This window comes from Streptomyces sp. NPDC043746 (assembly GCF_056436485.1).
This window is the reverse complement of sequence record NZ_JBWKCM010000009.1, coordinates 220,530-239,423: the sequence shown is the minus strand read 5'-3', so window position 1 is coordinate 239,423 and position 18,894 is coordinate 220,530. Positions and strand designations below refer to the sequence as shown.

The window sequence follows — 18,894 nt, the reverse complement described above, 5'->3', positions numbered from 1 at the left end:
TCGAGCGGTCTCCGCCATGCCAGCCATACCCAGAACCCCCGGGCCCTCCGATCTTACGAATGACCGGAGCGGACCCACGTCTTGAAAGGTAGGACGCGCCATGTCCAAGACGGCATACGTACGCACCAAGCCGCACCTCAACATCGGCACCATGGGCCACGTCGACCACGGCAAGACCACCCTCACCGCCGCCATCACCAAGGTCCTCAGCGAGCGGGGCCCCGGCTCCACCTCCTACGTGTCGTTCGACCGGATCGACCGGGCCCCGGAGGAGGCCCAGCGCGGGATCACCATCAACATCGCGCACGTCGAGTACGAGACCGACACCCGCCACTACGCGCACGTCGACATGCCCGGCCACGCCGACTACATCAAGAACATGGTCACGGGAGCGGCGCAGCTCGACGGGGCGATCCTCGTCGTCTCCGCGCTCGACGGGATCATGCCGCAGACCGCCGAGCACGTCCTGCTGGCCCGCCAAGTGGGCGTCGACCACATCGTCGTGGCGCTCAACAAGGCCGACGCGGGCGACCCCGAGCTGACCGACCTGGTCGAGCTGGAGGTCCGCGAGCTGCTCTCCGCGCACGGGTACGGCGGTGACACCGTCCCCGTGGTCCGGGTCTCCGGGCTCAAGGCGCTGGAGGGCGACCCACGTTGGACGGCGGCGGTCGAAGGGCTGCTGGACGCCGTCGACACGTACGTACCGATGCCGGTGCGCTACACCGACGCACCGTTCCTGCTCTCCGTGGAGAACGTCCTGACCATCACCGGCCGGGGCACGGTCGTCACCGGCGCCGTCGAGCGCGGCACCGTGCGCGTCGGGGACAGGGTCCAGGTGCTGGGCGCGGACGTCGAGACGGTCGTCACCGGGCTGGAGACCTTCGGCAAGCCGATGGAGTCGGCCGAGGCCGGGGACAACGTGGCGCTGCTGCTGCGCGGCGTGGAGCGCGACCGGGTCCGCCGGGGCCATGTCGTGGCCGCGCCCGGCAGCGTCACGCCCAGCCGTCGGTTCACCGCGCAGGTGTACGTCCTGTCGGCGAAGGAGGGCGGCCGGTCGACCCCGGTCACCACCGGCTACCGGCCGCAGTTCTACATCCGCACGGCGGACGTCGTCGGGGACGTCGACCTCGGGGAGGGAGGCCTCGCGCGCCCCGGCGATACGGTCACCATGACCGTGGAGCTGGGCCGTGACGTCCCGCTGGAGTCCGGCCTCGGCTTCGCGATCCGCGAGGGCGGCCGCACGGTCGGCGCGGGCACGGTCACCGGCCTGCTCTGAGGAGCGCCCGCCGCCCGCCACCCCTCGGTCCGGGGTGGCGGGCGGCACCGTGCGGGAGGCGACAATGGAGGGGTGAACGAGCCGATACCCGTCATCCGCGACGTCGACTGCGGCACCGCCCGGCTGCTGCCCGATGTGGACCGCGACCGGGCCTGGCTGCTCACGGTCGACGACGCACCCCAGTCCTACGTGGACCTCGACGATCCCTCGCACCTGGAATTCGAGTACGTACGGCGTCTCGCGCATGTCCTGGACTGCGCGGCACCCGTAGGCGCCCCGCTGGACGTCCTGCACCTCGGTGGCGGGGCGATGACCCTGCCACGCTACGTCGCGGCCACCCGCCCCGGCTCGCGGCAGGAGGTGATCGAGGCGGACCGAGGGCTGCTGCGGCTGGTACGGGACCATCTTCCGCTGCCCGACGACAGCGGCATCACCGTGCACGCCGACGACGCCCGGGAACGGCTGGAGGCGGCCCCGCCGGCCTCGGCCGACCTCGTCGTCGCGGACGTCTTCGGCGGCTCCCGGGTCCCGGCCCACCTCACTTCGGTGGAGTACGCGCGGGCCGCCGCACGGGTGCTGCGGCCCGACGGGATCTACGCCGCGAACCTGGCGGACAGCGCGCCCTTCGCGTTCCTCCGGTCCCAACTCGCCAACTTCGCCACGGCCTTCGCCGGGCTCGCCCTGGTCGGTGAACCGGCCGTGCTGCGCGGGCGGCGCTTCGGCAACGTCGTGCTGCTCGCCTCGCACGCCCCGGTCGACACGGCACCGCTCACCCGCCGCTGCGCCGCCGACGCCTTTCCGGCCCGGGTCACCGACGGGGACGCGCTGGCCCGGCTCGTCGACGGGGCGCGCCCGGTGCCGGACGCGGAGGCGGTCGCCTCGCCGGAACCACCGGACGGGGCCTTCACCATCGGCTGAGTGCGGACGGACGCCCGCGCGGCCCGCTCCGGGGGACAGCGTTCCCGGGGCGGGCCGCGCGGGCGGTGCCGCCGGCAGAGGTGGGGAGTGTCAGCCGGTCGGCTTGTCGGCGGACAGGCGGACCGTGCTCAGGATCTGCTGGATGGTGGTGTCCGGCAGCTCCCCGTCCACGCCCTTGGGGGCGTAGAGGATCCAGGTCGAGAACTCGTCGTTGCCGTTCTTGAAGGAGAAGGCGATCGACTTGCCGTCGGTGTCGCACTTCTTCTTCTTGGACAGATCGGTCGCGGTCGCGGTCACGACGCTGCCGGAGAGACCCGACTGCGTCGTGAACGGCTTGGGGTCACCGACCTTGACCTTGTCCTTCGAGTCGGTCTGGGCGTAGGCGGCCCACACCCAGGTGCCCGCCTCGGCCTTCGCGGCCTCGTCGGAGGTCTTCGCCCCGCGCGCGCCCTTCGTACCGACGCCGGCCAGCGCGGTCTCCTCGTCGCGGCCGTCCTTGTCGGAGTCGTCGACGCACCACTTGCTCTTGTAGTACGCGGGCGCCGAGAAACCGGCGGCGGGCTTGCCCGTGGGGTCCTTGGCGTCCTCGAAGCCGGCGAACACACCCGAGCTGGAGACCTCCCAGTCACCGGGCACGTCGAACTGCGTGCCCCACTTGGGGTTGGTGACGACCTTCCACCCCGGGACGAGGGGCTTGGGGTCGTTCTCGGCGCCCCGCGGGTTCTCCACCGGCGCGGAGCTGGGCTCCTCCGAGGTGCTCGGCTCCGCGCTGGGTGCGGCGGACTTCTTGTCGTCCGCGACGTCCTTGCTCTTGTCGTCGTCGTTGCCGGTCAGCAGGACGACGCCGGTGACGGCCGCGGCGACCACGACGGCGGTCGCCGCCACGATGGCGATGACGGTCGTCTTCTTCTTGTCGCCGTCCGGCTTCGGTCCGCCGGGCGAACCTCCGACGGCGTACTGCGGGACGGTCGGCTGCTGGTACGGATTGGGCTGGCCGTACCCCGGCTGCCCGTAACCCGGCTGTCCGTAGCCGGGCTGCCCCGGCGGGTATCCGGGCGCGCCGGGCTGTCCCGGCTGCTGCCCGGGCTGCTGGCCCTGCTGCGGATATCCCGGTTGCTGATAGGGATTCGGCTGCTGGTACCCCGGCTGCTGGTACGGGTTCTGATTCGGGTCCTGCGGGTTCTGCTCGCCCCCGGGCGGCTGCTGTCCTGGCCACATGGCCAGTAACCATAGATGGGTGGCGTGTGCGCTGCCACGCCCGCCCCTGTCCCAGTGCTGTCCCGGTGCCGTAACAGGGGGGCGGCCAAAGATCACAGGGGGATGGCCAAACATCGCTACTCATGAGTAACCTTCGGTCCATGAGCGCTGAACAGATGACCGTGGGCGAGATGCTCGTCGCGACCGTTCCGATGGCCCGGACCCTCAACCTCGCATTCCTGGAGACGACGCCCGAGCGGGCGGTCGTCCGGCTGCCGGACCAGGCGGACTACCACAACCACGTCGGCGGACCGCACGCCGGAGCGATGTTCACGCTCGCCGAGTCCGCCAGTGGAGCCATCGTCATCGCCGCCTTCGGGGACCAGCTGTCCCGGGCCGTGCCGCTCGCCGTCAGGGCCGAGATCGGCTACAAGAAGCTCGCCATGGGCGAGGTCACCGCGACCGCCACCCTCGGCCGCCCGATCGCCGACGTCGTGGCCCAGCTCGACGCCGGGGAGCGCCCCGAGTTCCCGGTCGCCGTCGAGATCCGGCGCGCGGACGGCGCGGTCACCGGTGAGATGACCGTCGTCTGGACCCTGCGCCCCAACAGCTGACGCCTGCGGGCGTACGTTCCCGGGGCCGTCGCCCCCTCCGGTCGGGGAGGGAGCGGCGGCCTCCGGTATGTCCGTGTCCGGGGGCGCCGGCAGGTGGAGATCCGCCCGGCCGGGCTCGGTGCTCAGCCCTCGTGCGCCGCGCGGTGGGCCTTGGCCAGCTCCACGTAACCGGCCGCGTTGAACCGGATGCCCTCCAGCTCCTGCGCCGTCAGCGGCCGCTTGACCTTGGCGGGCACGCCCGCGACCAGCGACCCGGGCGGCACCCGCATCCCCTGCGGTACGAGAGCCTGCGCCGCCACCAGGGAGCCGGCGCCGATGTGCGCGCCGTTGAGCACCGTGGCACCCATTCCCACCAGCACGTCGTCCTCGATGACACAGCCGTGCAGGACCGCGTTGTGGCCGACCGAGACGCGGGCGCCCACGGTGAGCGGGAAGCCGGGGTCGGTGTGGACGCTGCAGTTGTCCTGGATGTTGCTGTCCGGGCCGAGGGTGATGGGACCGCAGTCGGCGCGCAGCACGGCCTGGTACCAGACGCTGGAACCGGGAGCCATGGCGACCTCTCCGATGACCACGGAGGTCGGGGCCACGAACGCGTCCGCGTCGATGACCGGCTCCTTGCCGCCCATGCCCGTGATCAACGCCTGCTCCGCCATGGCCTGCTCCTCGGTGGTCCGGTGCTGCTCGGGGGTGGTGCTCCTGGTGGTGATGCGACGGGGGCCTTCGATCGGGATCGGGCCGTCTGCCACGGTAGGCGACGGCCCACCGCACGTGCCGGGGGTGGGGTGAACATCACAGGTCACCGCACCGATCGCCGCCCGTCGCGCCGACTACCGTGAGCCCGTGCCGAAAAACCGCAACACGTTCTCCTCCCTCGCCCGCCGGCGCCGCAGCGCCGCCTCCTGGCTGGTCCACCGCGGGTGGGAGTGGGCGCGGGAGGCGGGCGCCGTCACCGCCGGGCACCCCGGCCGGCTGCGCTTCGGCGCGATCGGCGAAGGGACCCGGCTGGCGTTCCCGCAGGGCACGGTCTTCGGGGAGCCGTGGATCGAGCTGGGCGGCCACTGCGTCATCGCCGAGCAGGTGACCCTCACCGCCGGGATGATGCCGGACCTGGACCTCGGGCCCGACCCGATCCTCACCCTGGGCGACGGGGTGGTGCTGGGACGCGGCAGCCATGTGATCGCGGACACGACGGTGACCATCGGCTCGGACACGTACTGCGGTCCGTACGTCTACATCACCTCGACCAACCACAGCTACGACGACCCGCACGAGCCCGTGGGCAAGCAGTGGCCCCGCATGGAGCCGGTCGAGATCGGCCCCGGCTGCTGGATCGGCACCGGCGCCGTGATCCTGCCGGGCGCCCGGCTCGGCCGCAACGTGGTGGTCGCGGCGGGCGCGGTGGTGCGCGGCGAGGTCCCCGACCACGCGGTGGTCGCGGGGGCGCCCGCCCGTGTCGTACGGAGCTGGGACCCGGAGCACGGCTGGCAGCCGCCGCTGCGCACACCGGCCCCCGTGCCGATCCCGAAGGGGGTCACCCCGCAACAGCTGCTGGCGCTCGCCGAGCTGGAGGGGCAGCCGGGGGCGGAGCGGGGACCGGACGCCCGGTGACCTGCTGACGGCGGTCCGTGAGCGGTGTGGGTCAGCGGTGGGCCGTCAGCCACCGGGTGGCGAAGTCGACGGCCGCCCGCAACCGGACGAGCCTGCACGGGGCGGACCCGACCAGCGTCTGCCGTACGTCACCGGGGGCGGCGGCCCGTTCGAAGGCCGCGCCCAGGGCCGCGAAGTCGCTGTCGTCCAGGGCGACATCCTGGTACTCCCACCACTGCCGCACGCCCCCCGGTGCCACCACGCAGCGGTAGGAGCGCAGGGGAGGGGCGGGGGTGCGGTACTCGGCCAGGTGGAAGGCGGTGCAGGTGGCGTAGCCGGTGCCGAGGAGGAGGACCCGGGCGTCGGCCTCGTACAGCCGGGCGAGCGGGGAGTCCTCGCCGAGGTGGCAGTCCGGCCGGTGCCCGGCGAGCAGCCTTCCGGCGGCGGGGCCGAGTGCGGCGAAGGAGGTCTGCGGATGGGCGCTGCGCTCTGCCCCCGCCGCCGTCCGTACGGTCTCCGCCAGGGCGCCCATCGAGGGGGCCGGGGTCAGTGCCGGGTCGAACGGGGCCATCGACGAGCGGACCGCCTCGCGCGCCGCCGCGTCCAGCCCCCGCACCCGGGCGCGGTACTGCGGTGAGGTGTCCGAGTTCTCCGGGGTGAAGGAGGGGACCACCAGTGTCCCCTCCCTCCCCACCGCCCGGCGCAGGGCCGCCAGCACGGTGGTCGGCCCGCCCGGTGTCGGCCCGACCGTCCGCAGGGAGGCGTGCACCAGCAGGACCTCGCCGACGCGCACGCCCAGCGCGGACAGTCCGGCGGTCAGCCGCTCACCGTCGGGAAGGAGGGCGCCGGGGGAGCGGCCGGGAGGGAGGGCATCGGGAGGGGCGCTCACGGCGGGGATCCCTGCCCACGTCGGGCGGTCCGCACACCCTCACCCCAGCCGAGGGATCTCGATCGCCGGGCACCGGTCCATGACCATCTCCAGCCCGGCCGCCCGCGTCCGCCCGTACGCCTCCGTGTCCACCACGCCGAGCTGGAACCAGACCGCCTTCGCCCCCACGGCCACCGCCTCGTCCGCGACCCCGCCCGCCAGCTCGCTGTTGACGAACACGTCCACCACGTCCACCGGGAACGGGATCTCCGCCAGCGAGGCGTACCCCTGCTCCCCGTGCACCGGCTCGGCCTTGGGGTGCACCGGCACGATCCGCTTGCCGAAGCGCTGGAGGACCTCCGCCACCCCGTAGGCGGCGCGGGAGCGGTTGGTGGAGAGGCCCACCACCGCCCAGGTGTCGCCGGTGTCCTGGAGAATCCGCCGGATCGTCTCTGCCTCGTTGTCCATGCCGGGACAACCGCCGGTCGTGGCCCCGTCATTCCCGTGGGAACCCACGGCCGGCGCGGCGCATAGGGTGGACGGATGCAGGAGCAGTACCGGACCGTCGCCCGCGCGGGTGTGCACGAGAGCGAGATCAACCGATCGCGCTTCCTCTGCTCGCTCGCCCCCGCCGCCACCGAACAGGAGGCGCAGGACTTCGTCGCACGCGTCCGCAAGGAGCACCCCACCGCCACCCACAACTGCTTCGCGTACGTGGTCGGCGCCGACGCCGCCGTACAGAAGGCCAGCGACGACGGCGAACCGGGTGGCACGGCGGGTGTCCCGATGCTCCAGATGCTGATGCGCCGGGAGGTGCGGTACGTCGCGGCGGTGGTCACCCGCTACTACGGCGGGGTCAAGCTCGGGGCGGGCGGACTGATCCGGGCGTACGGGGGAGTGGTCGGCGAAGCCCTCGACGCGCTGGGCACCACCACCCGGCAGCGCTTCCGGCTGGCCACCGTCCGCGTCGACCACCAGCGGGCGGGCAGGCTGGAGAACGACCTGCGGGCCACCGGCCGGGACGTGCGCGAGGTGGCTTACGCGGAGGCCGTGACCATCGGGATCGGGCTGCCGGACGCCGACGTCCCCGCCTTCACCGCCTGGCTGGCCGACGCCACCGCCGGGACCGCCACCCTGGAGCTGGGCGGCGAGGCCTACGGGGACGTGTGAGCGGCCCCGCCGCGCGGTGAGGGGAATCCCACGGGCGGCGAATTCCCGATCGATGCGGGATCGGCGGCCCGGCGGCGTTAGCGTGGTCCGAGCCGGTCGCGGGATCACGGGCCGCCCGGCGCGGCCCACGGGGTGGAGGACGACGTACACATGCAGCGCACAGGGCGCGGAGCCGCGTACACACGGCGCAGAGCGCCCCGGCAGACGCGGCGCACGCCCCGCACCACCGGAGCGATCACGTGAGGCTGCTGCACACCTCCGACTGGCACCTGGGCCGGTCCTTCCACCGCGTCCCCCTGCTGGACGCCCAGGCCGCCTTCCTGGACCATCTGGTGGCCACCGCCGAGGCCCGCGAGGTGGACGCCGTCCTCGTCTCGGGCGACGTCTACGACCGGGCCGTCCCGCCACTCGCCGCCGTCGAACTCTTCGACCGGGCGCTGCACCGGCTCGCCGCCGCCGGTGTCCCGACCGTCATGATCTCCGGGAACCACGACTCGGCCCGTCGGCTCGGTGTCGGCGCGGGCCTCTTCGAACGTTCCGGCATCCACCTCCGTACCGACCCCGAGGGCTGCGCCACCCCCGTCGTCCTCACCGACGACCACGGCGACGTCGCGCTCTACGGCCTCCCCTACCTGGAACCGGCCCTGGTCAAGGACACCCTCCGTGCCGCCAGGGCCGGGCACGAGGCCGTCCTCACCGCCGCCATGGACAGGGTCCGCGCCGACCTCGCCGCCCGCCCCGCCACCACCCGCTCCGTCGTCCTCGCCCACGCCTTCGTGGCGGGCGGCGAACCCAGCGACAGCGAACGCGACATCACCGTCGGCGGGGTCGCCGCCGTCCCGGCCGGGGTCTTCGACGGCGTCGACTACGTCGCCCTCGGCCACCTCCACGGCTCCCAGCGGGTCACCGAACGCGTCCGCTACTCCGGCTCCCCGCTCGCGTACTCCTTCTCCGAGGCCGACCACCGCAAGACCATGTGGCTGATCGAGCTGGACGGCAGCGGCGCCATCACCGCCGACGAGCGCGTCGACTGCCCGGTCGACCGCCCCCTCGCCCGGCTCCGCGGCCGTCTCGACGCCCTCCTGGAAGACCCGGCCCTGGACCGCCACGAGCACGCCTGGGTCGAGGCCACCCTCACCGACCCGGTCCGCCCCGCCGACCCCATGGCCCGCCTCGCCGCCCGCTTCCCGCACACCCTCAACCTGGTCTTCGACCCCGAGCGGCCCCCCGAGGACCCCCTCGCCTCCTACGCCCAGCGCCTCCGGGGCCGCGACGACCACCAGATCGCGGAGGACTTCGTGGCCCACGTGCGCGGCGGCAGCGGCCCCAGCGACCCCGAACGCACCGTGCTGCGCGCCGCGTTCGACGACGTACGGGTGGACGAGAGCGTCCGCGAGGTGTCCCGATGAGACTGCACCGCCTCACCCTCACCGCCTTCGGCCCCTTCGGCGCCACCCAGGAAGTCGACTTCGACGCCCTCTCCTCCGCCGGGCTCTTCCTGCTCCACGGCCCGACCGGCGCAGGGAAGACCTCCGTCCTGGACGCCGTCTGCTACGCGCTGTACGGAGCCGTCCCCGGCGCCCGCCAGAGCCCCGGCGCCACCCTGCGCAGCGACCACGCCCCCGCCGGCCTGCCCACCGAGGTGCAGCTGGAGCTGACGGTCGGTGGCCGGCGCCTCGAAGTCACCCGCAGCCCCGCCCAGCCCCGGCCCAAGAGGCGCGGCGACGGCTTCACCCAGGAGAAGGCCCAGAGCCGGCTGCGCGAGCGCGACCCCGAGGGCGGCTGGAAGGCGCTCAGCAAGTCCCACCAGGAGATCGGTGAGGAGCTGGCCCAGCTCATCGGGATGAGCCGGGACCAGTTCTGCCAGGTCGTGCTGTTGCCCCAGGGCGACTTCGCCCGCTTCCTGCGCGCCGACGCCGAGGCGCGCGGCAAGCTGCTCGGCCGGCTCTTCGACACCCGCCGGTTCGCCGCCGTGGAGGAACGCCTCGCGGAGCTGCGCCGGGGGGCCGAGGCTCGGGTGAAGGCGGGCGACGAGGAGATCCTCGCTCTCGCCCAGCGCATCGCCCAGGCGGGCGGCCCGGCGGCCGCCGAGGCCCCGCAGCCCACCGTCCGGGCGGGCGAACCGGGCCTGGCCGAAGCGGTCCTGGAGTGGGCCGCCCTCGCCCGCAGCGCCGCCCGGGAACGGCTCGACATCGCCGGTGCGGTGGTCGCGGCCGCCGAGGGCCGCCGACTCGCCGCCGCCCGCGCCCTGGAGGCCGAACGTGAACTGGCCCGCCTCCAGCAGCGGTACGCCGAGACCCGGCGGCGCGCCGAGGAGTTGGAGGCGCGGCGCCCCGAACACGACGCCTGCCAGGAGCGGTTGGAGCGCGCCCGCAGGGCGGACCGGGTGGCCCCGGCGCTGGAGCTGCGCGAGGAGGCCGAGCGGGCCTACCGGGCCGCGAGCGAGCGCCTCGACCGGGCCCGGGCGCTGCTGCCCCCGGAGCTCACCGACGCGGGCGTCGACCAACTGGCCGAGCTGGAGCGGCGGTTCCAGCAGGAGCTGTACGCGCTCGAAGCGGCCCGCGCGGCCGAGGAGCGCAGTGCGCGGATCGACGAGGAGCGCGACCTGCTCGACCGGGAGGCGCGGGCCGACGAGGAGCTGATCCGGGACGCGGACGCGTGGCTGGCCGACTGGGACACCACCCGTACGGCCCTGAAGGCGCGCATCGACGAGGCCCAGGAGGCCGCCACCCGCGCCGAACAGCTCGCCGGACTCCTCGCCCCGGCCCGCCGCCGACTGGACGCCGCTCGCCGCCGTGACGCCCTCGCCTCCGACGTGCGGCAGGCCGAGCGGCAGCTCACCGCCGCACACGAACAGGCCCTGGCCGCGCGTGAGTTCTGGCTCGAACTGAAGGAGCGCCGACTACGGGGCATCGCCGCCGAGCTGGCCGCCGGTCTGGTCGCCGGTGAGCCCTGCACGGTCTGCGGCTCGGCCGAACACCCGGCCCCCGCCAGCCCCGGCGACGGCCATGTGGACCGGGCCACGGAGGAGCAGGCCCTCGCCGCCCAGCGGTCCGCCGAGGAGACCCGCGCCCGGACGGAACAGCAGCTCGGTCTCGTACGCGAACGGTACGCGGCGGCGGAGACGGAGGCGCTGGGCGACGAGCCCGCCTCCGAGGCAGAGGCGCCCACCGTGACCGAACTCCGCACCCTCGTCCACCGGTTGACCGACGAACACGCCGAGGCCCACCGCCTCGCCGCCGCGACGAACCCCGCACGGGAGGCCCTCACCGCCGCCGAGCGCGAGCACGCCGGGCGGCTGGAGCAGCGCCAGGAGGCCGGCGAGCGGATCGCCGCCCGTACCGCCGCGCGTGAGGCGCTCGACAGTGATCAGGCCCGGCTGGCGGAGCAGATCGCCGCCGCCCGGGGCGAGTCGGCGTCCGTCGCCGCGCACGCCGAACGGCTCACCCGCCGGGTGGCGCTCCTCGCGGGCGCCGCCGAGGCCGTACGCGCCGAACAGGACGCGGCCCTGCGCCGGAAGGAGGCCGACGACCGGCTCTCCGACGCGGCGTTCAGGGCCGGGTTCGACACCCCGCAGGCCGCTGCCGCCACGCTCCTCGACGCGGCCGCCCAGCGCGACCTCCAGCACCGCATCGACGCCTGGCAGGCGGAGGCGGCGGCCGTCGCGGACCGCCGTGCCGAGCAGGACGCGCGCGAGGCCGCCGAACGCCCGCCCGCCCGGCCCGCGGAGGCGTCGAGCGCCCACGACACGGCGGAGTGGCTGCTGCGCGAGGCCGCGTCGGCCCACGCGACCGCCCGCGAGCGCTGCGCCGAACTCGACCGGCTCTCCAGGCGAGTCGCGGAAGAGGTACGGCGGCTGGGACCGGTGCGCGAGGAGTACGAGCGGGTCGCCCGGCTCGCCGGACTGACCGCCGGGACCTCGGCCGACAACGAGCGCAAGATGCGCCTGGAGGCGTACGTCCTCGCCGCCCGCCTGGAGCAGGTGGCGGCCGCGGCCACCGCCCGGTTGCAGCGGATGTCCGCGGGCCGCTACACCCTCGTCCACTCCGACGCCCGCACGGGCGGCCGCCGGGCCGGGCTCGGACTCCATGTCGTGGACGCCTGGACCGGCAGCGAACGGGACACGGCCACGCTCTCCGGCGGCGAGACGTTCTTCGCCTCGCTGGCCCTGGCGCTCGGGCTCGCGGATGTCGTCACCGAGGAGGCGGGCGGCGTGCGCCTGGACACCCTCTTCATCGACGAGGGCTTCGGCAGCCTGGACGACCAGACCCTGGACGAGGTGCTCGACGTGCTGGACTCGCTGCGGGAGCGGGACCGCAGCGTCGGGATCGTCAGCCACGTGGCGGATCTCCGCCGCCGCATCCCCGCCCGGCTCGAAGTGGTCAAGGAGCGGCACGGCTCGACGGTCCACCACCGGCTGTGAGCCCGGCACGGCGCTGTGCCGTGCCGGGCAGGCCGGACCGCCAATGTCATGGCGGTCCGGCTGAGGGCCAGGCTCCGGGTCGGCTCAGAAGCGGAAGCGCCCCTTGATCGGATAGTGGTCCGACGGCCCCGTGTCGGTCGGCACGTCGCACGACTCGACGGTCGCGGAGGACGGCGCGAACAGGTAGTCGATCTTGATGCTGCGGTTGCTCAGCGGCTTCGTTGCCCGGCCGTCATGTGGCCGTGCGCTCCACCGCCCCTCGTCGCACTCCGTGTCCGCCAGATAGGCGGCCGTCAGGACGTCCTTGGGTTTGTCCTCCTCCGAGGCGGAGTCCGGGGGGGTGGCGTTGAAGTCGCCGCCGTACACGGTCCGGTATCCGGCCGGGGTGTACGAGCGGACGATCTCCTGGAGCTTCGCGGCCTGCTCCTTGCGCTTCGTTCCGTCAGGGTCGTCGTTGGTGATGCCGGCGCTGAAGTGGGACGTGCAGAACTGCAGGGCCTGGGCCGGGAGAACGGCACACAGGGCGGTCCGCTGCTCCATGCGCACCCAGGTGCTGCCGATGGTCCGGTTCTGCGGCGAGGGCAGATCGTACGAGGTGTACCAGACGTTGGAGTCGGGCAGGGCCAGGGCGACGCCGTAGGCGCCCCGGTCCTGCCAGCCGGATGCGGCCGATCCGGCCCTGTCACACGACTTGGCGGCCTTCACGGAGGACCCGTCGACGGTGTATTTGATGGGGGCGAAGCGCACGTCCCATCCGGTGCCCGTGGTGACCTCCAAGGCCTTCTCGATCTCCTTGGCGTGCGACTCGCAGAGTTCCTGGAGGAACACGGCACGGTACTCCGACGCCTGATTGCCCATCCGGGCGGTGACCTGGGCGCCCAGGGAGGGGCCTCCCACCAGGTGATTGCGGCACCCGCTGTTGTTGTTGGCGCAGACGTTCCACGACATCACACGGAAGTCCGCCGCCGGGGCGGGAGACGCGGGAGCGGGGCGCCCGCCCTCGTCGCTCGCGTTCTCCTCACCGAGGAAGACGAGCTCGAACTTCTGCCAGGACCCCACCGCGTCCGCCCGTGCCCGCAGCAGACCGTTGTCGCTTCCGGCGTCCTGCACCTCGGCGGTCACGTACTTGTAGCCGTTGTTCGTCCAGGCCTTGATGGCGTACGTGTTGTCCGGCTGCTTCTCGAGCTGAAGCTTCTCCCACTCGCCGACGCTAGTGCCGCGGGCCCGGAGTAGATTCTCGTGGCTGCCGGTGTAGTTCCGCTCGGTCGTGACGTAGTTCCCGTTCGCCTCCGAACGGAGGGTGGTGGTCCACCCCTTGTCACCGGTGTGCAGCGTGAACTTCTCCCAGGAGCCCAGATCCCGGTGGGTCGGGGCGGCCGCGCGGGCCCGGAGCATGGCCTGCCGGGCGCCGCCGGTGTTGACCTCCGTCGATACGTAGAGGCCGTTGCTCACGGCCCTGAGGGCGTACTTGTCGCTCGCGGTGACGGGCACCGGGCGTGCCTCCGCCGCGTGCGACTGCACGGTGGACATCGCCATCACCGTGAACAGCACGGAAAGCAGCACGGTAAAGCGGCTTATCGCCTGTCTCATTCATCCGCCTCGATAGGGAAGAGTTCAAACCGCGTATATTACTTCCCCGGCAGGGCGCGCGGAGGAGGGGCGGACGACGCCCGTGGCGACGAGCAGCGCGCCCTCTACCCTCCCACCGCGCCGGTCGGCACCGCCGACCGTGGTTGCCGCGGCTCCTCTCTCCGGGCCCGGTGCCCCTGTGGGCATCCGCTCGGAGGAAGCGGGCCGGCCGGGGCGCCGGGCCGGGTCAGAGCCGGGACAGCTCGTCCACCAGGTCGTCCAGGCCCAGCGAACCCTGCGAAAGCGCCGCCATGTGCCAGGACTTGAGGTCGAACGCGTCGCCGTGCGCGGCCCGTGCGTTCTCCCGGCCCAGCAGCCAGGCGCGTTCGCCCAGCTTGTAGCCGATGGCCTGGCCCGGCATCGAGAGGTAGCGGGTCAGCTCGCTCTCCACGAAGTCCGCCGGCCGCCCGCTGTGGTTGCCGAAGAACTCCTGCGCCAGGGCGGGCGTCCAGCGCTCGCCCGGGTGGAACGGCGAGTCCGCCGGGATCTCCAGCTCCAGGTGCATGCCGATGTCCACGATGACCCGGCAGGCCCGCATCATCTGCGCGTCCAGATAGCCCAGGCGCCGCTCCGCGTCGGAGAGGAAGCCCAGCTCGTCCATGAGCCGCTCCGCGTAGAGTGCCCAGCCTTCCGCGTTGGCGCTGACCATGCCGACCGACGCCTGGTAGCGCGAGAGGCTGTCCGCGACGTGCGTCCACTGCGCGATCTGGAGGTGATGGCCGGGCACGCCCTCGTGGTACCAGGTCGAGACCAGGTCGTACACGGGGAAACGGGTCTCGCCCATGGTGGGCAGCCAGGTGCGGCCGGGGCGCGAGAAGTCCTCGGAGGGGCCCGTGTAGTACGGGGCCGCCGCGCCGCCCGGCGGGGCGATGTGGGACTCCACCTTCCGGACCCGCTCGGCCAGGTCGAAGTGGGTGCCGTCCAGCTTCTCGATCGCCTCGTCCATCAGGCCCTGGAGCCACTCGCGTACCTCGTCCACCCCTTCGATGTGCTTGCCGTGCACATCGAGGTGGGCGAGCGCCTCCCAGGGGCTCGCGCCGGGAAGGATCTTCGCGGCCTCGGTCCGCATCTCGGCCAGCAGGCGGTGGTACTCCGACCACCCGTACGCGTAGGCCTCGTCGAGATCGAGATCCGTACCGTTGTAGTAGCGCGACCAGCGGGCGTAGCGCTCGCGGCCCACGGTGTCGGGGGCGCCCTCGATCGCCGGGGCGTAGACGTCACGGACCCAGTCGCGCAGGGCGGCGAGGGACTGGGTCGCGAGCCGGGCCGCCTCGGTCAGCCGCGGACGCAGCGCCTCCGGGGCAGGTGCGACGAGGTCCGCGAAGAACGCCGCGCTCTCGCCCCCGCCGCTCCACTCCGTGAGCTGCCCGACGAAGGTGGCGGTCGCGCGGGGTCCGGCGTACAGCTTGCGCTCCAGGCCGAGGCCGAGCGAGGCACGGTACCCCTCGACGGCGGCCGGGACGGCGCCCAGCCGTTCCAGGACCGCGGCCCAGTCCTCCTCCGTCGCGGTGGGCGTGAGCGTGAAGACCTGGACGAGGCTGTGGGCGGGCGAGTGCAGGTTGGAGACGGCCCGCAGGCCCTCCTCCGCCTCGTGCACCGCGAGTTCCGCCGTCAGCCGCTCCCGCAGGAGCCGCGCGCAGCGGCGCTCCTCGTCGCTGTCGGCGCCCGGCAGCCGCTCCGCGTCGTCCAGCTTCAGCAGCGTGGCGCGGATGAGATCGGCGGACGCGCTCTGGCCCGCCGGTGAGAGATCGGGCAGGCGGCGCGAGCTCTCCGGGACCCCCAGATAGGTGCCGGTGATGGGGTCGAGTTCGATGAGGGCGTCGACGTAGGCGTCGGCGATCTGACGGGGCAGCGCACTGCTCGAAGTCTCTGACATGCGGACATCCTCCAACGGCGGGCCCCTCCCCGTCACCACCGATACGGGGGCCACGTCCGAAAGACGATCACGGACCCCACTCACCGGACGATCACCATCCGGGCCCGGGGCCCGGTCACGGGCGGGCCGAGCCCCCCGGTGGCAGCAGGGGGCCGCACTCCCACTGCTGGAAGATCAGCCGGGTCTCCACCCGGGCCACCTCCCGGTGCGAGGTGAACTCGTCCAGCACCAGCCGCTGCAGATCCGCCGTGTCAGCCACCGCCACCTGCACCAGGTAGTCGTCCGGCCCGGTCAGGTGGAAGAGCGCCCGTGACTCCGGCAGCGCCCGGACCCGCTCGACGAACGGGCCGATCAGCTCCCGGCGGTGCGGCCGGACCTGCACCAGGAGCAGCGCCTGCAGGCCCCGGCCGAGCTTCGCCGGGTCCAGCCGCAGCTGATCACCGAGGATGACCCCGGAGCGGCGCAGCCGGGTCACCCGGTCCAGACAGGTCGAGGCGGCCACCCCGACCTCGGCCGCCAGCTCCCGGTAGGTGGTCCGTGCGTCGTTCTGTAGCAGTCGCAGAATATGCAGATCCACCGGATCCAGAGCGACAGAATCAGCCATATGGCGAACGTAGCACGGCCTTTCTCCCCTACGAGCCGGTAACTGTTCAGGCTGTTGTCATGGACAACGAAGTCTCGATGACGCCCCCTGCCCCCACCCCGACCAGGGCGCTGGCCACCGAAGCCGTGCACGCCGGACGCGACGACCTCGCCTCCCTCGGCCTGCACGCCCCTCCGCTCGACCTGTCCACCACCTACCCCTCCTACGACTCGCGGGCCGAGGCCGAGCGCATCGACGCCTTCGCCACCACGGGCGCCCGCCCGGACGGCCCGCCCGTCTACGCGCGGCTGGACAACCCGACCACCGGCCGCTTCGAAACCGCGCTCGCCCGGTTGGAGGGGACCGACAGCGCCGTCGCGTTCGCCAGCGGCATGGCGGCCCTCACCGCCGTCCTGCTGGCCCGCGCGAGCGTGGGGCTGCGCCATGTCGTCGCGGTCCGGCCCCTCTACGGGTGCAGCGACCACCTGCTGGGTGCCGGACTGCTCGGCACCGAGGTGACCTGGACCGACCCGGCGGGCATCGCGGAGGCGATCCGCCCGGACACCGGCCTGGTCATGGTCGAGACCCCGGCCAACCCCACCCTCGCCGAGATCGACATCCGGGCCGTCGCCCACTCCTGCGGCTCCGTGCCGCTGCTCGTCGACAACACCTTCGCCACCCCCGTACTCCAGCGGCCCGTCGAACACGGCGCCCGGATCGTCCTGCACAGCGCCACCAAGTACCTGGGCGGCCACGGCGATGTGATGGGCGGGGTCGTCGCCTGCGACGAGGAGTTCGCCGCCACGCTGCGCCAGGTGCGGTTCGCCACCGGCGGAGTGCTGCACCCGCTGGCCGGATATCTGCTGCTGCGGGGGCTGTCCACCCTTCCGGTACGCGTCCGGGCCGCGTCCGCCAGCGCCGCCGAACTCTCCCGTCGGCTGACCGCCGACCCGCGGATCGCCAGGGTGCACTACCCGGAGATCGGCGGGGCGATGGTCTCCTTCGAGGTGTACGGGGACCCGCACGCCGTGATCGCGGGCGTCCGGCTCATCACGCCCGCCGTCAGCCTGGGCAGTGTGGACTCCCTGATCCAGCACCCGGCCTCCATCAGCCACCGCATCGTGGACGAGGGCGACCGGCAGGCGGCCGGGGTCGGTGACCGGCTGCTGCGGATGTCGGTGGGGCTCGAGGACGTCGAGGACCTGTGGGCCGACCTGTGTCAGGCGCTCAGCGACGGGCCCCTTCCGCAGGCCCGGACGGCCGGACAGTCCGCTCGTCCACCGGTCGGGCAGCCTGTTCGGTCGTAGCGCCCGCCGGTTGTGCCGCACTGGTGCTCAGCCGTGCGGTGATCACGAGGGTGCCCTCCTCGATCTGGTAGTCGAGGGGCAGCCCCAGGGCGCGCATCGCGGCGACCATGCCGGTGTTGCGGGACTGGGTGACGGCGTACACGCTGTCGCAGCCCGCCTCCCTCGCGAGCTGCACCAGCCGGGCGAGCAGCTCCGATCCGATGCCCCGGCGCTGCCAGTCGTCCTCGACGAGGAGGGCCACCTCGGTCTCGTCGCCGTCCCAGAGCAGGTGGCCCAGCGCCACCAGCTTGCCGGAGGCGGTCTGGACCGCCAGGGTGCGGCCGAACCGCGGGCTCAGCAGGTGGTTGAGATAGCGGTCGGCGTCGCCCACCGGGCCGTGGTAGCGCAGCCCCAGGGTGTCCGGGGAGCACCGGTCGTGCATGGCGCGGGCCGCGGCGAGGTCGCTGCGGTCCGCGCGGCGCACGGTGATCTCGTTGCCCTCGGGGAGTGTGAGGATGTCGGCGCTCCGGGGCACCCGCGGCCCGAGCCGGGCATCGAGCTCCACCAGGGCGCGGGCCCGGGCGAACTCGGTCGGGGTGAACGGCAGATAGGGGCGCTCGACGGAGATGACCCCGCCGGACGGGTCGCGCAGCCGCATCACGGTCTCCTCCAGCACCCCTTCGACCGGGGCGCTCTGCCCGGTCGGGCGGCCGGTGACGGAGACGGCGGGCAGCGAGTGGATGGTGCAGCGACCGAGCAACTGGCGTAGGGCCAGTGGCAGTTCCGCCGCGTCGAGCGCCGTGCGGGTGGCCAGGGAGAGCACCCGGGTCGGGGTGTCGACCAGATCGTGGGTGTCGGCCCGCTCGATCCAGGTGGCCGTGCCGCCCGCCGCCTCGATCTGCCGGGTCAGCTCCTGCGACGGGAGCGAGGCGGGCGCCCGCAACAGGAACTCGTCGACCGTTCCCTGTGCCAGCGGGTGGGTCTGGAGCGTCAGGATGTCGATACGCAACCGGGCGATCACCAGGCACAGCGCGGCCAGACTGCCCGGGGCGTCCCGCACGGTCGTCCGCATCCGCCACAGCACGGTCTCCCCGCGGCCGGTCCCGCCCCCGGCCTCGGCGCCGTCCGCCGAACCGGTGGCCCCGTCCGGCGTCGGATCGGAGCTGCCCGGATCCTTGGGCGGGGGATCGTTGCTGTGGCGCCTGGCCCTCCAGGTGTGGAACGCGGCCATGGCCACCAGGGCCACGGTCGACGCCAGGATCAGGGCGGCCAGGAGCAGGTGGCTTCCGTCGGGCCGGTGCCCGAACAGGGTGGTCATCGCATCCGTCACATCAGTCATATCCTTACTGTGAACGCCTGGTGTTGCCTGATCACGAACACCTTGTGACTGATGGGTTAAGTGTGGATCTGATCGCCTATCGTCGGTTTTCGGCCGTATTCTGCACTCCTTGAGGTCATCGCCTCTTG

16 protein-coding genes are annotated in these 18,894 nt (G+C 73.2%); 8 read left to right on the top strand and 8 right to left on the bottom strand.

Annotated features, from left to right (window positions below; all coding sequences use genetic code 11):
* Positions 1–100: 100 nt before the first annotated feature.
* On the top strand, positions 101–1,276 hold the full coding sequence (gene tuf, locus AC0682_RS13345; protein WP_478532833.1) for an elongation factor Tu: 1,176 nt from the start codon (positions 101–103) through the stop codon (positions 1,274–1,276).
* 72 nt (positions 1,277–1,348) lie between these two features.
* Positions 1,349–2,194, top strand: a complete 846-nt coding sequence (locus AC0682_RS13340; protein WP_478532832.1) for a spermidine synthase — start codon at positions 1,349–1,351, stop codon at positions 2,192–2,194.
* Between the two features lie 90 nt (positions 2,195–2,284).
* Here the strand turns inward: AC0682_RS13340 and AC0682_RS13335 are convergent, their stop codons facing one another.
* Positions 2,285–3,412, bottom strand: coding sequence for a DUF8017 domain-containing protein (locus AC0682_RS13335; protein ID WP_478532830.1), 1,128 nt, complete (start codon positions 3,410–3,412; stop codon positions 2,285–2,287).
* 155 nt (positions 3,413–3,567) lie between these two features.
* Between AC0682_RS13335 and AC0682_RS13330 the strand changes: the two genes are divergently transcribed.
* Positions 3,568–4,005: a DUF4442 domain-containing protein gene (locus AC0682_RS13330; RefSeq protein WP_478532845.1), complete on the top strand. Its 438-nt coding sequence runs from the start codon at positions 3,568–3,570 to the stop codon at positions 4,003–4,005.
* 122 nt (positions 4,006–4,127) lie between these two features.
* On the opposite strand, the gene AC0682_RS13325 is transcribed toward AC0682_RS13330, so the two are convergent.
* Positions 4,128–4,658: a gamma carbonic anhydrase family protein gene (locus AC0682_RS13325; protein WP_478532844.1), complete on the bottom strand. Its 531-nt coding sequence runs from the start codon at positions 4,656–4,658 to the stop codon at positions 4,128–4,130.
* 187 nt (positions 4,659–4,845) lie between these two features.
* Here AC0682_RS13325 and AC0682_RS13320 point away from each other — a divergent pair, with 187 nt between their 5' ends.
* Positions 4,846–5,613: an acyltransferase gene (locus tag AC0682_RS13320; protein ID WP_478532829.1), complete on the top strand. Its 768-nt coding sequence runs from the start codon at positions 4,846–4,848 to the stop codon at positions 5,611–5,613.
* 31 nt (positions 5,614–5,644) lie between these two features.
* Here AC0682_RS13320 and AC0682_RS13315 read toward each other — a convergent pair whose 3' ends face one another.
* Together AC0682_RS13315 and AC0682_RS13310 are read right to left on the bottom strand one after the other, a co-directional pair.
* Entirely contained in the window at positions 5,645–6,481 is an 837-nt protein-coding gene (locus tag AC0682_RS13315; RefSeq protein ID WP_478532828.1) for an AAC(3) family N-acetyltransferase, read from the bottom strand.
* 39 nt (positions 6,482–6,520) lie between these two features.
* Complete coding sequence (locus AC0682_RS13310) at positions 6,521–6,928, bottom strand: CoA-binding protein (protein WP_478532827.1); 408 nt, start codon at positions 6,926–6,928, stop codon at positions 6,521–6,523.
* Between the two features lie 75 nt (positions 6,929–7,003).
* Here AC0682_RS13310 and AC0682_RS13305 point away from each other — a divergent pair, with 75 nt between their 5' ends.
* The 3 genes from AC0682_RS13305 to AC0682_RS13295 all read left to right on the top strand — a co-directional run bounded on the left by AC0682_RS13305 (position 7,004) and on the right by AC0682_RS13295 (position 12,053).
* On the top strand, positions 7,004–7,630 hold the full coding sequence (locus tag AC0682_RS13305) for a YigZ family protein (protein WP_478532826.1): 627 nt from the start codon (positions 7,004–7,006) through the stop codon (positions 7,628–7,630).
* Positions 7,631–7,869: 239 nt separating this feature from the next.
* Entirely contained in the window at positions 7,870–9,039 is a 1,170-nt protein-coding gene (locus AC0682_RS13300; RefSeq protein WP_478532825.1) for an exonuclease SbcCD subunit D, read from the top strand.
* Complete coding sequence (locus tag AC0682_RS13295) at positions 9,036–12,053, top strand: AAA family ATPase (RefSeq protein WP_478532824.1); 3,018 nt, start codon at positions 9,036–9,038, stop codon at positions 12,051–12,053. Before AC0682_RS13300 ends, AC0682_RS13295 begins: the two co-directional genes overlap by 4 nt.
* An 84-nt stretch (positions 12,054–12,137) precedes the next feature.
* Here the strand turns inward: AC0682_RS13295 and AC0682_RS13290 are convergent, their stop codons facing one another.
* The 3 genes from AC0682_RS13290 to AC0682_RS13280 form a co-directional block, all read right to left on the bottom strand.
* Complete coding sequence (locus AC0682_RS13290) at positions 12,138–13,643, bottom strand: endonuclease/exonuclease/phosphatase family protein (protein WP_478532823.1); 1,506 nt, start codon at positions 13,641–13,643, stop codon at positions 12,138–12,140.
* A gap of 226 nt (positions 13,644–13,869) precedes the next feature.
* Positions 13,870–15,558 carry a DUF885 domain-containing protein gene (locus tag AC0682_RS13285; RefSeq protein ID WP_478532822.1) on the bottom strand — a complete coding sequence of 563 codons (1,689 nt, stop codon included), beginning with the start codon at positions 15,556–15,558 and terminating at the stop codon, positions 13,870–13,872.
* Between the two features lie 115 nt (positions 15,559–15,673).
* Positions 15,674–16,162, bottom strand: a complete 489-nt coding sequence (locus AC0682_RS13280; RefSeq protein WP_478532820.1) for an Lrp/AsnC family transcriptional regulator — start codon at positions 16,160–16,162, stop codon at positions 15,674–15,676.
* Positions 16,163–16,221: 59 nt separating this feature from the next.
* Between AC0682_RS13280 and AC0682_RS13275 the strand changes: the two genes are divergently transcribed.
* Positions 16,222–17,448, top strand: a complete 1,227-nt coding sequence (locus tag AC0682_RS13275) for a trans-sulfuration enzyme family protein (protein WP_478532819.1) — start codon at positions 16,222–16,224, stop codon at positions 17,446–17,448.
* Here the strand turns inward: AC0682_RS13275 and AC0682_RS13270 are convergent.
* Positions 17,369–18,766 (bottom strand): GNAT family N-acetyltransferase, encoded by a 1,398-nt coding sequence (locus tag AC0682_RS13270; RefSeq protein WP_478532817.1) that lies wholly within the window; start codon positions 18,764–18,766, stop codon positions 17,369–17,371. The genes AC0682_RS13275 and AC0682_RS13270 overlap by 80 nt on opposite strands.
* Between the last annotated feature and the right edge of the window lie 128 nt (positions 18,767–18,894).